The sequence below is a fragment of the Flavobacterium sediminilitoris genome, from assembly GCF_023008245.1.
Taxonomy (GTDB): domain Bacteria; phylum Bacteroidota; class Bacteroidia; order Flavobacteriales; family Flavobacteriaceae; genus Flavobacterium; species Flavobacterium sediminilitoris.
Genome location: NZ_CP090145.1, coordinates 3,204,018 through 3,215,906, shown reverse-complemented (window position 1 = coordinate 3,215,906; position 11,889 = coordinate 3,204,018). Strand labels below are relative to the sequence as shown.

The 11,889-nt window shown below is 26.5% G+C and carries 16 protein-coding genes and 1 other RNA gene; 6 read left to right on the top strand and 11 right to left on the bottom strand.

Annotation, left to right across the window (positions count from 1 at the left end):
- Position 1 precedes the first annotated feature (1 nt).
- The 4 genes from LXD69_RS14785 to LXD69_RS14770 form a co-directional block, all read right to left on the bottom strand.
- Positions 2-655 (bottom strand): TetR family transcriptional regulator C-terminal domain-containing protein, encoded by a 654-nt coding sequence (locus tag LXD69_RS14785; protein WP_246915949.1) that lies wholly within the window; start codon positions 653-655, stop codon positions 2-4.
- A 108-nt stretch (positions 656-763) separates the two neighbouring features.
- Complete coding sequence (gene yiaA, locus LXD69_RS14780; protein ID WP_045967261.1) at positions 764-1,165, bottom strand: inner membrane protein YiaA; 402 nt, start codon at positions 1,163-1,165, stop codon at positions 764-766.
- A gap of 119 nt (positions 1,166-1,284) precedes the next feature.
- Entirely contained in the window at positions 1,285-1,692 is a 408-nt protein-coding gene (locus tag LXD69_RS14775; protein ID WP_246915948.1) for a hypothetical protein, read from the bottom strand.
- A 15-nt stretch (positions 1,693-1,707) separates the two neighbouring features.
- Positions 1,708-2,793 (bottom strand): hypothetical protein, encoded by a 1,086-nt coding sequence (locus LXD69_RS14770; RefSeq protein WP_246915947.1) that lies wholly within the window; start codon positions 2,791-2,793, stop codon positions 1,708-1,710.
- Positions 2,794-2,861: 68 nt separating this feature from the next.
- Between LXD69_RS14770 and LXD69_RS18025 the strand changes: the two genes are divergently transcribed.
- A complete protein-coding gene (locus LXD69_RS18025; protein WP_255350295.1) occupies positions 2,862-2,996 on the top strand; it encodes a hypothetical protein in 135 nt (44 codons plus the stop codon).
- Between the two features lie 95 nt (positions 2,997-3,091).
- Here the strand turns inward: LXD69_RS18025 and LXD69_RS14765 are convergent, their stop codons facing one another.
- From LXD69_RS14765 to LXD69_RS14750, 4 genes are all read right to left on the bottom strand, one after another.
- A complete protein-coding gene (locus LXD69_RS14765) occupies positions 3,092-3,487 on the bottom strand; it encodes a hypothetical protein (RefSeq protein ID WP_052705109.1) in 396 nt (131 codons plus the stop codon).
- A 254-nt stretch (positions 3,488-3,741) separates the two neighbouring features.
- Positions 3,742-4,827, bottom strand: a complete 1,086-nt coding sequence (gene dnaX / locus LXD69_RS14760; protein WP_045967268.1) for a DNA polymerase III subunit gamma/tau — start codon at positions 4,825-4,827, stop codon at positions 3,742-3,744.
- A gap of 71 nt (positions 4,828-4,898) precedes the next feature.
- Positions 4,899-5,405: a hypothetical protein gene (locus LXD69_RS14755; RefSeq protein WP_246915946.1), complete on the bottom strand. Its 507-nt coding sequence runs from the start codon at positions 5,403-5,405 to the stop codon at positions 4,899-4,901.
- Between the two features lie 34 nt (positions 5,406-5,439).
- On the bottom strand, positions 5,440-5,736 hold the full coding sequence (locus tag LXD69_RS14750) for a hypothetical protein (RefSeq protein WP_045967271.1): 297 nt from the start codon (positions 5,734-5,736) through the stop codon (positions 5,440-5,442).
- Positions 5,737-6,138: 402 nt separating this feature from the next.
- Here LXD69_RS14750 and rnpB point away from each other — a divergent pair.
- An RNA gene (gene rnpB / locus LXD69_RS14745) (RNase P RNA component class A) lies at positions 6,139-6,466 on the top strand.
- A 95-nt stretch (positions 6,467-6,561) separates the two neighbouring features.
- Positions 6,562-6,765, top strand: a complete 204-nt coding sequence (locus tag LXD69_RS14740; protein WP_246915945.1) for a hypothetical protein — start codon at positions 6,562-6,564, stop codon at positions 6,763-6,765.
- A gap of 87 nt (positions 6,766-6,852) precedes the next feature.
- Here LXD69_RS14740 and LXD69_RS14735 read toward each other — a convergent pair whose 3' ends face one another.
- The 3 genes from LXD69_RS14735 to LXD69_RS14725 are packed head-to-tail and all read right to left on the bottom strand — an operon-like array spanning position 6,853 to position 8,991.
- Positions 6,853-7,437 (bottom strand): RsmD family RNA methyltransferase, encoded by a 585-nt coding sequence (locus LXD69_RS14735; RefSeq protein ID WP_045967273.1) that lies wholly within the window; start codon positions 7,435-7,437, stop codon positions 6,853-6,855.
- Positions 7,434-8,246, bottom strand: coding sequence for a DUF3822 family protein (locus LXD69_RS14730; RefSeq protein ID WP_246915944.1), 813 nt, complete (start codon positions 8,244-8,246; stop codon positions 7,434-7,436). Before LXD69_RS14730 ends, LXD69_RS14735 begins: the two co-directional genes overlap by 4 nt.
- A complete protein-coding gene (locus LXD69_RS14725) occupies positions 8,230-8,991 on the bottom strand; it encodes a hypothetical protein (protein WP_045967276.1) in 762 nt (253 codons plus the stop codon). The genes LXD69_RS14730 and LXD69_RS14725 overlap by 17 nt, the downstream gene beginning before the upstream one ends.
- Positions 8,992-9,112: 121 nt before the next feature.
- On the opposite strand from LXD69_RS14725, the gene LXD69_RS14720 reads away from it, so the two are divergent.
- Genes LXD69_RS14720 through kdsB form a run of 3 tightly spaced genes read left to right on the top strand, consistent with a single transcriptional unit; the run spans position 9,113 to position 11,887 of the window.
- Entirely contained in the window at positions 9,113-10,537 is a 1,425-nt protein-coding gene (locus LXD69_RS14720; protein WP_246918891.1) for an ATP-dependent DNA helicase, read from the top strand.
- Positions 10,538-10,543: 6 nt separating this feature from the next.
- On the top strand, positions 10,544-11,107 hold the full coding sequence (locus LXD69_RS14715; RefSeq protein ID WP_246915943.1) for a DUF4126 domain-containing protein: 564 nt from the start codon (positions 10,544-10,546) through the stop codon (positions 11,105-11,107).
- A gap of 54 nt (positions 11,108-11,161) precedes the next feature.
- Positions 11,162-11,887, top strand: a complete 726-nt coding sequence (kdsB, locus tag LXD69_RS14710) for a 3-deoxy-manno-octulosonate cytidylyltransferase (protein WP_246915941.1) — start codon at positions 11,162-11,164, stop codon at positions 11,885-11,887.
- The last annotated feature ends 2 nt before the right edge of the window (positions 11,888-11,889 follow it).

Here is an 11,889-nt window from a genome sequence, read left to right as displayed (position 1 = left end):
ACTATACTTTTACTTTTTCGTTCCAAAGAAATTTTCCAAAATCAATGATGTTTTTTAATGGTGTTAAATCCATTAAATCAAAGCTAGCATGCACTGATTTTTCAATAAAAATGTCAGTTTTTTCAAAAGAAGGTGAAGTGTCATCTATCCAAAACTTTAAAGTCATGAGAAATTGAATCCAGGCCATTTCAGAAATGCTTTTTTGTTGGATTTTTTCAATAGATTCTTGTGGAATTTTAATAGGTTCGAGTGCTAGTTCTTCTATAAAATGCTTAAAATGTGAGCGTAAATCACTTAGTTTTTTTAAGTTTTTAAGTTGATTTTTATCTTCATGTAGTAAATAAGTAATTAAACTTCTATTTGCTGTTAATTGTTCAAAATAAGTAAAATAGAAGCTTAATACTTTTGTTTTAGCATCATAACTATTGTATTCTTCACTGTCAGATAGTAACTTTATTGTACTTTCAAAAAAAGTAGTAAAAATAGACTGTTCAATTTGTTCTAAACTAGTGAAGAATTGATAAAATTGTGATTCTTCAACTTTGAGGTGTTGACAAAAAAGATAAATAGAACTTGGTCTTTTACCACTTTCTAAAATTATTTTTGAATATTCAGAAATAATACTTTGTTTGTTGAAATTGATTTTTTTAGCCATATCAATTGATTTTATCTCAAAGATACCGCTTTTTATAATCTGTATTATCTTAACATTAGTTAAACAAAATATAAATTAATGAAGTTGAAATACTTTTATAAATTATAGTTATTCTTCTTTATTTTTTATTTGTTGACTATCTCTAGTGTTCTTTTGTACTGTAATAGCACCAAATATGGCCAGAAGAAATGAAAAAGCATAAAACCCTTTTTCACTAGGTAGTAATGTTGCATTCCACAAGCCAATAACTAATAATGCAATTGATAATATTGTAGCAAACCAACAAATACCATAGTATAATTCTGTTACTGGAATATTTTCTAATCGATCTCTTACGCTTTTTTGTAATGATATTACAGCAAACAATCCAAACATTAGAATAGTAAAGTAATAGCCTTTTTCATTTAAAAGCATTTCAGCTCTAAATAACCCGATTAAGTATCCTGCCATTCCTGCTCCTAAAGCAATCCATGATGCTGCAATAAATGCATTTGACGGTTTTTGATTCATATTTTGTTATTTTATTTAGATAAATGTAAGATATTTTTTATTGATTTCTAAAATTTATTAACTCAATTTTAAGAAAGTTGAAAATAAAAATAAAACTTTAAAAATATAAAAGTGTTTTTTTAATCTACTTTTAAAATAGTTAATTTTTCTATCCATCGGATATCAGAATGATAAAAACGAAATAATTTTTTGTCTTTATGATCAAATCTTCCTTTTGAGTTTGTGAAATTTAATTGATATTTAGTGTTAATATCATTTTCTACATCAGTGTAAAAGTGTATAATATTTTTAATTATTTTCCAAGTACCTTTTCCACAGCTGTTTTCATTAATACTTTGAGGTTGACCAATATTTCTAAAATAATGAAAGGTAAATGTACTATCTGCATTAATTTCTAGTTTGTATTGAAAAATTTCTCCTGTAATAGCTTTAATTTCCTTTTCATAATTGCCTATATAGTTGTTTTTTTGTGCTTTAGATACAATAGAGATTAGCAAAAAGGGTAGTAAGAGTATTATTGTTTTCATATTATTGTTTTCATATTATTTTTTTAGTATTATTTCATATTTTTTCTTGCTAAAAGTGTCCTCAATATATAATTTAGTATTGGTTTCAGTAATTTTTATTTGGATGTTTTTCGACGTTATTTCTATATTGTTTACTGTTTTGTCATTCTCAACTAATGTGGCTTGTTTTAGTATTAATTTTGTTAATGAATTGTTTTTAAGGTTTAGAATTAGGCATTTATTTTTAAAATCAAGAATGGTCTCTATATTATTTACAAGATAATGTAGCTCTTCACTTGCTACACTTATGTATTTATTTGGAATATTTAAAAAAGCGCTTTGATTTGTATTGATTTCAATTTTTGGTTGTAAAACATTATCAACTTGTTCAATAATATTATCATTAAAAAATTTCTTTATGTTTTCAAGTGATTTCTCATCTGATTTATCTTTAAAGAATGTTTTAAATAGAATAGGCATTAAATCTTCATCAAAATGATCATATAGTGCATTTGTTAAATTTTCTATTTTTTCATTCATTGTTAATGACTCATCTTCATTTAAAACCTCATCTAACGATAGTTTTAAGTTTGAGTTTACTTGCTTGTTTATTTCGTTAATAACTAATGAATATCTATTATCAAAAGGATCTTTGTATAAATTATATAAAATTTCTCTTACTATATCTGTTTCGGTATAGTTATTTATTTCAGTAGCAAGAGTAAAATATGTATAAGGTGAAAAGGTTTCTTTATTTAAATCAAACTCATGATTATATGAAAGATATTGAAAATAGTAATTGACATAAAATAGATGTTCTTTTACAGGTTGTTTCGTTTTATAATCGAAAAATTCAATTGAAAAAGAATCTGTAAATGGAAGATTGAATTTTAAATATTTTTTTGACTTTATTTCAAACTGGTAACTAGAATGGTGTGAGTTATTACCTCCTGGAATTAAATTATAGATAAGTAAATCTGAACATATTTGTTCAATAAATGCTTTTGATTTTTCCATTTTAGGAGGAAAATTAGTATCTATATCATATAAATTTTTTAGCAGATTTTGTGAGTGACTAATAGTTGTGATAAAAAACAAGTATAGTATATATTTTAATTTCATTATATTCTTCTTTTATAATCAATATTAATCATTTTTTAGTTAATTTCTATAATTAAAAATAATCTATCATGTTTTTTCTACTTTTTATTGTAAGATTACTGCCTTATAAAAATCTAGTAATTCCATCATTTAGTTTATCAAATTCTTTGAGTATTCCAAAAGGTAATAGAAAACAAAAAGATTTCCCAAATTGTCTTGGATAAATGATATTATAATTTCAATTTTACGTGTTTAAAATTATGAATGTACTGAAAGGTTGTTGTAATTAAATTTTATAATATGAAGAATGATAAATATTTTAAACATCCAAATCAAACAATTTTTTTAATAATTCAAGATTAGGATTAATACTTTTCAATTTTTCATATTTTTCAATAGGAGTAAAGGCATATTTTGTTTCTGTAGTTTCATTTACAATTACTTCAATAGTAATATCATGATTGTGTAATTTACCTCTTAAATAACCTAAAAGTTCATTGTTACCTGATAAAAATTCTTCTCTAGTGCTTTGGTTTGGTAATTCTAATTTAATAATTGTTCCTTCAAGTTTTGGATCATTCATTTGCATATAAGTTGCCATTAACCTTTTTCCCTGATTAGTTAAACGCTGTGCAAATTTATCCCAAATTAAACGCATATCGGTTTCTGTAAAAGCTTCTGTTGGTAATTCATCACGATGTTTCACATGATTCATTTGTTTAGCTTCTAATTCTTTTTTAGCCCTAATACTTGATAATGAAAGAGCGGAAATAGTGTTTTTAGAACCAATTTCAGTTTTTAAATTCTGAATAATAGGTTCAGGTTTAATTTCTACTGGTGGAAGAATAGTATTAGGTTTGTTCTCAGCAATAGTTTCTTTGTTTTCTGTAGGTTTTACTTCTGTTTTAGGATTATTTTGCTTTACTTCAGTAATAGAATAATCTGCATTTCTAAAATAAGTTGCTGGAATTATAAAGGACTTAACTTTTTTTTTTCTCCATCAAAAGTGATAGAGGCTAATTGCATTAAGCAAAGTTCTACTAAAAGACGCTGATTTTGACTGTTTTTATACTTTAAATCTGTTTCGTTTGCTAATTCAATACCTTTTAATAAAAAATCCTGTGTTGCTTTTTGCGATTGTTCAGCATATAAAGCCTGTGCTTTTTCACCAGCTTCTAAAAGTGATAATGTAGCAGGATTTTTACAAACTAATATATCTCTAAAATGAGAAGCTAAACCAGAAATAAAGTGATGTCCATCAAACCCTTTCGCTAAAATGTCATTGTAAGCAATTAATAAATCTGGAATCTTATTTTCTAAAATTAAATAGGTTATTTTAATATAATATTCAAAATCTAAAACGTTTAAGTTTTCTGTAACAGCTTGTCTTGTAAGGTTATTTCCACAATATGAAACCACTCTGTCAAAGATAGATAAAGCATCTCGCATAGCTCCATCTGCTTTTTGAGCAATAATATGTAATGCATCATCTTCAAAAGTAACGCCTTGTTCTTTTGCTATTTCAGCTAAATGTTCTTTCGCATCATTAACTGTAATTCTTTTGAAATCAAATATTTGACAACGAGAGAGAATGGTAGGTATAATTTTATGCTTCTCAGTAGTTGCAAGAATAAAAATAGCATGTTTAGGTGGTTCTTCCAATGTTTTAAGAAAAGCATTAAAAGCGGCTTGAGATAGCATGTGCACCTCATCTATAATATAAACTTTGTATTTCCCGGTTTGTGGAGGTATTCTTACTTGATCAATAATACTTCTAATATCATCAACACCATTATTTGAAGCAGCATCTAATTCAAAAACATTAAAAGAAAAATCTTCATTAGGATCATCATAATCTTCTTGATTAATTTTTCGAGCTAAAATACGAGCACAAGTTGTTTTACCAACGCCTCTAGGACCAGTAAAAAGCAAAGCTTGTGCTAAATGATTGTTTTCAATAGCATTCAACAAAGTACTGGTAATCGCTTTTTGTCCTACAACATCTTTGAAAGTTTGTGGACGATATTTACGGGCTGATACAATAAACTGTTCCATACGAAAAATTGAATCACAAATATAGTTGTAAATATTACAATTGGCAAGTGTGAACCTTAAAAAGCATTAGTTTAATGACAATAATGAGAAGCACCATTTTTATCTAGTATAATATTGTTTATTTTTCCAAAACCAATATTAATATATTCCTCTTTTTTAGCAATAATTGAATTTGAAATATTAGCAGAATAGTTATTACTAGAACGAATATTTACTAGTCTAACAATCATTGTTGAAGAATTAATATCATATTTTTTAAAACGACGATGTTTTTCAATTGAAAACTTTTCATCGCAATTAATTAAATCTGTTCCGTTATAAATAGAGAGATTATAATAGTAATCTAATAAATAATTATTTTGTTTTTGAAAGCTACACAAAATAGTGTGTTTTGTTTTATCAAATGTTCCTTTTTCTAAGCCAAAGTAACTATCAATTTCTTCTTCAGGCAAATTAAAATAGATATTTACAACTGCTTCATTTTTTAGTAAATTATTCTCTTTATAATTCTGAAATACTTTAACTGATATATATAGTAAAGCAATCAAAATAAGTACGAAATAGAAAAATTTCTTCATTTATTTTTTTTATTTTGCTAAAAATACTAAAAAATCATGAATGTTTTTTAATAGATAAATCTATTAAAACTTTACTAGCTTCAGAAATAGAATTAGCAGACGAACCTGTAACAAATACACCTTTCTCTCCAGATTTTGATTTTATTCCATAAACAAAAGCTTCATCATCAGGATTAGAATCTCCTTCATATCTATAAATATGAACAATTTCAAAATCTTTAGGGTTCTCCATTATTTCATTTTCATGGATATTATAATCATAAACAAAGCCTTTTTCTTTCAATAAAGTTAAAGCTTCAGAAACAGACGCATAATGATATATTTTTGACATGGTTTTAAGTTTAAATGTTCATTTCTATAAAGTTACGATTTTTATAAAGCTTTCTATAGAAAGTAATGTTAAAGTAGTCTTTAAAAGTCAGTTTTTAATTTTACAGTAGTGAATATCATTTTTTTAAGTTATTTGTAAATAAGCTCATTATTTGTTGAAGAATTAGGTACTTTTAGAGATGCTATAAATTGGGCATAGACAGATTTATTCAGATGTAAATAAAAGCACATTTAATAACTTACAATTCGACTTAGGAATTATTTCAGATGCTTATGGATGTTTTTTTACTTCTACAGGATTGATAAACTTAAAATAAGTTAATGAAAACCCTCTATTCTTAAAAAATGAGATTGTATCATTAGAGATTCTATTGCATAAGGAAGGTTTAATACCTATATTTGCCTCGCAGACCGCCTTATCGTCGTCTTGGTAACAAGAAGGAGGAAAGTCCGGACACCAAAGAGTAGCATAATGGGTAACGCCCATCCGCTGAAAAGTGAGGACAAGTGCAACAGAAAGTATGTACAGATAATGCTGTAGTGAAACCAGGTAAACTCTATGCGGTGAAATGTCAAGTATATCAACAATTTTAGTTTAGGCTAAATAAGAACTACTCGTTCGATGTTGAAGGGTAGACAGCTTGAATTTTGCAGTAATGTAAAATCTAGATAAATGATAAGGGTTATGCTCTTGCATAATACAGAATCCGGCTTATAGGTCTGCATTTTTTTATATTAGATCTCCAAAATGTTATTTATTGGTTAAAAAATAAATAAATATTGTTTTAAAAATAAAATTTATTAACTTTAGTAAAAAACAATATTTATGGAAATTAAGGAGTTAAAAATAGAATTAATAAAAAAAATTTTAACAATTGATAGCGTTGAAATAATTGAAAGTATTACTTCTTTTGTTAATGATGAAATTGAGCTTGATTCAGGTTACAACAAAAATTTTATTAATAATGAAGATGAAGAAACTCAAAAAGGAATTGAAACAATTCTAAAAATGGTTAATGAGTTTAAATAAGTCTTTCAAAAAAGAAATAGATTTAAATAAACAGTAGTAATAATAAATACTGTTTATTTAAATTATTATTGTGTAATATCATGGGGATTATAAATCATTTTCATTTTCTTCATCGCCTACTTCTTCATCATTTGATTCAAATTCAAAAAAAGAAAATACTGTTCCACCATAATGCTTGGCGAATGAAAAATTACTCAAATGGTTAAGTTTAGTGTGTTTTGAATGTTCAATAATTAACATACCTTCTTCTTCAATTATCCCTTTGTCAAATATTTGAATAGCTATTTTTTCAAAATTATCTTGTGATAAATCATAAGGAGGATCAGCAAAAATAATATCAAAAGACGAATTACAACGATCTAAATATGAAAAGACATCAGATTTTATGGCCGTAATGTCTAATTCTAATTCTGTAGCTGTTTTTTTTATAAAATTTACACAACCAAAATCAGCATCAACAGCAATTACACTTATATTTCCTCTTGAGCCAAATTCATAGCCTATATTCCCTGTTCCTGCAAACAATTCTAATACTTTTAAATCGCTAAAATTGAAATAGTTATTAATAATATTAAATAGAGCTTCTTTAGCCATATCTGTAGTTGGTCTAACGGGCAATTTTTTTGGAGCAACTATTCTTCTTCCTTTGTGTTTTCCTGAAATGATTCTCATGAATGAAATAATATGAAGTTATTACGAATTTCAATATCTGTCTTACCAATTACATTTATTAATTTTTCTGTATTTAATAAATCACAATGTCTAATAAATTTATATGCGATTTTGAAATAATCACTAGATTTTTCTATGTTTCCTAGTAATTGTGTTGAAATTGTTTCCGGACTCAACTGTAATTGTTCATAGGTAAATAATAAATAATAAATAAAATCTTCAGGAGTTGAATATTCAAAAGAATTAAATAAAAATAATAACTGATTTTTTACAACAATTATTTGAAAACTATCAGGTTGAAAATGAACAAAAACTTGTTTATCATTATTTCCAATTGAAAGATCTAAAATCTTTTTTACTAAGATAGTGTTTACATTTTTGTAATCAAAACTACTAAATTGATCAAGTAAAAAATTATTGATATTTACGTATGGAACATAAACATTATTAATATTGTAATTTTCAATACTATCATAATTGAATAAATCTGTTTCAAAAACTTTTACATTATACTGAAGATAACTTCCTATTTGATTCACATCAAAAAGAGCATCAGGAACAAAGGTGTTTAAATTATTATCGTGTAAAACAATAATTTCATCATAAGAATTAATCAAAATGGGATTATCAATAAAAACTTTCCAAAGTTGCTCTTCTATAACTTTATTTTTTTCAAACTCAATATTATTGTGAGTAATGACTTTTTTTGTAATTAAATCGAAAACACAAAAAGAAAGTCCACTCAGAGATACCTGAATGGACAATTTTTTATAATTTTTTTGTGTAATATCGTTAGTCGTTATTACCATATCTTTTTGGCCAGTTTCCAGTTAGTGTAATTTCTACTAAAGAACCTAGTGTTATTTTATCTCCATTAATTTCATTGATATCTTCTACTTTATTTTCTTGAGCTAATAAATCTTCATCTAAACCTTCAAGTAAAGCATTTTTATCGATTGTAGCTTGAAAAACAGGTAATTTAGTCTCATTTCTAATTACAAAACTTGTTTTCATTTCTACAGGAACTTCTATTTCTTTAAATTTAACAAGACCTAAATGTTTGTATCTATCATTATCTTTAAATAAAGAATCTTTTACAGTTACATATCCTAAAGTGTCTTTAATAATGATATCTTTATAGAAACCACCTTTACCAGTAGCATCAGTAATAATACCAAAAGCCTTATTTTTAACTACATCAATAACTGCAGTATCTTTTCTAGTTACAATTGCAAATTTATCAGTTTCAATAAATTTGACAAGCTTATCAAAAGAATCTGCATATTCACCATAAACCGTTTTGTAACCTAACTGTGCTTTTTTGATATCAATCATTTTTTGCACAGCTACTTTATAACGATCATTTTTAGCTTTATCAAATTCAATAGGTTTCATTATTGAATTGTAGATAAGATAACCTAAGAAAAATGTGGCAGCCCATAAAAGTATAGAAACTACAATTCTAGCACCACTAGGTAAAAATTTATCAATAAGTTTAACTAAGCCTACAGCAACAAGGCCAGTTATAATTACATAAAGGATTAATAGTAACATTTATATTAGTTTTTTAGTTAAAATGGTACGCAAATCTACAATTTTTTTTTCTACTCAAAAGAAAATCTTTAAAAAATCATCTGTATATTTGAAAAATTCTACAAGCCAATTTAAAAAAATAATGACTTCTGCACTGTTTTACAAAACGTTACGCGATAATTTTCCATTTGATCCAACTCTTAAACAAGACATTTTTTTTCAAAAAATTGCTGATTTTGTCTTAAAAAAAGAAAATGATGAAATATTTATTTTAAAAGGATATGCTGGAACAGGAAAAACTACAATTATTTCCACTTTAGTTAACTATCTTAAAAATGCAGATAAAAAGTATGTTTTACTTGCACCAACAGGAAGAGCTGCAAAAGTGATAAGTAACTATGCTCAAAAACCAGCATTCACAATACATAAAAGGATTTATTTCCCCAAAAAAAATAGTTCTGGAGCTGTCTCTTTCACTTTACAACAAAATAAGTTTAAAAACACAATTTTTATTGTTGATGAGTCTTCAATGATTTCAGATACTTCTCAAGAATCTAAATTATATGAAAATGGATCTCTTTTGGATGATTTAATATTTTATGTAGATTCTGGAGTTAATTGTAAATTAATATTCATAGGAGATACTGCTCAGTTGCCACCAGTTAATTTGGATGTAAGTCCAGCTCTGAATGGTGATTTATTATCATTACATTTTAATAAAGAAGTACAACAAATTGAATTAGACGAAGTAATGCGTCAATCTGAATCTTCAGGAATTTTATTTAACGCAACTGAAATGAGAGAGTTATTAAAATCTCATTTTATAGATACATTTAAATTTCAACTACTTTCTTTTAAAGATATTGTTAGATTGCAAGATGGGTATGAAATACAAGACGCTATTTATCAATCTTTTGAAGAAAATGGAGAAGAAGAAACAGCTTTTATCGTTCGCTCAAATAAAAGAGCAAATCAATATAATCAGCAAATAAGATCTAAAATTTTAGGTAGAGAAGGAGAGCTTTCCACTGGAGATTTAATGATGGTCGTAAAAAATAATTATTTTTGGCTAAAAGAAAGCTCAGATGCTGGTTTTATTGCGAATGGCGATATTATTGAAATTTTAAAAATTATTAATATTCAAGAATTATATGGATTTAAATTCGCTAATGTAAAAATTAGAATGATTGATTATCCAGATCAACCTGCATTTGAAACGGTTTTACTTTTAGATACTGTGAATAGCGAGTCGCCTTCATTAACTTATGATGAATCTAATAAATTATATCAAGAAGTAATGAAAGATTATGAAGAAGAAAAACAACAGTATAAAAAGTTTTTAAAAGTAAAAAATAATCCTCACTTTAACGCTTTACAAGTGAAGTTTTCTTATGCTATAACTTGTCATAAATCACAAGGTGGACAATGGAATACAGTTTTTATAGAACAACCGTACTTACCAAATGGAGTAGATCAAGATTATCTTCGTTGGTTGTATACAGCTGTAACCAGAGCAAAAGAAAAATTATATTTAATAGGTTTTAAAGATGAATCTTTTGAAAATTAACTGTTTATGATTGAAACAATTGTTAGTATTTGTTTAGGAATTGGTCTTGCTGCTTCAGCAGGATTTAGAGTTTTTGTACCTTTATTTGTATTAAGTATTGCTACACATTATGGATATGTACCTGTTGGAGATTCTTTTTTATGGATAGGAAGTACAACTGCAATGATATGTTTAGGAATTGCAACGATTGTAGAAATCATTGCTTATTATATTCCGTATATTGACAATTTATTGGATACTATAGCAATTCCGTTAGCTACAATTGCAGGAACAATTGCTATGGCTTCTACAATGATAGATATTGATCCAATGTTAACTTGGGGATTAGCTATTATTGCTGGTGGTGGTTCTGCTGCTGCTATTTCTAGTGCTACAACTGCTACACGAGCTACATCAACTGTAACTACAGGAGGAATAGGAAATTCCGTTGTTTCTACAACAGAAACAGCTACAGCTTCTTTTGTCTCGGTGACAGCTATATTTTTACCAGTATTGGCTTTATTACTTGTTATTTTAATTGTTTTTATTGGAATTAAAGTATTTAGAAAATTTTTTAATAAGAATAAATAATAAAGCTGCATTTTTAAAATTAAACGTATTTTTGATTTATATAAAAAAGAACCAATGAAAATAATTGCAGTCATTCCTGCTCGATATGCATCTACACGTTTCCCAGCTAAATTAATGCAAGATTTAGGTGGGAAAACAGTAATTCTAAGAACTTATGAAGCCGCTATTAATACAAATTTGTTTGATGATGTTTTCGTAGTAACTGATTCGGAACTTATTTATAATGAAATAGTTAAAAATAATGGAAAAGCCATTATGAGTATTAAAGAGCATGAAAGTGGAAGTGATAGAATTGCAGAAGCGGTTGAAAATATGAATGTTGATATTGTTATTAATGTTCAAGGTGATGAACCTTTTATTAATGCAGAACCGCTTCAAAAAGTAATAGAAGTTTTTAAAAAAGACACTGAAAGCAGAGTAGATTTAGCTTCATTAATGTTTGAAATAAAAGATAGAACAGATATTGAGAATCCAAATAATGTAAAAGTAATTGTAGATCAACAAAATTTTGCACTTTATTTTTCACGTTCTGTAATTCCATATCCTAGAGAAGAGAACGTAGGTGTTCGTTATATGAAACATATTGGTATTTATGCTTTTAGAAAACAAGCCTTGCTAGATTTTTATAGTTTACCAATGTTATCTTTAGAAGCATCAGAAAAATTAGAACAACTTCGCTATTTAGAATATGGAAAGCGTATAAAAATGGTAGAAACAACGCATGCAAGTATTGGAATTGACACTCCAGAAGATTTGGAAAAAGCAAGGCAAATGCTATAGAA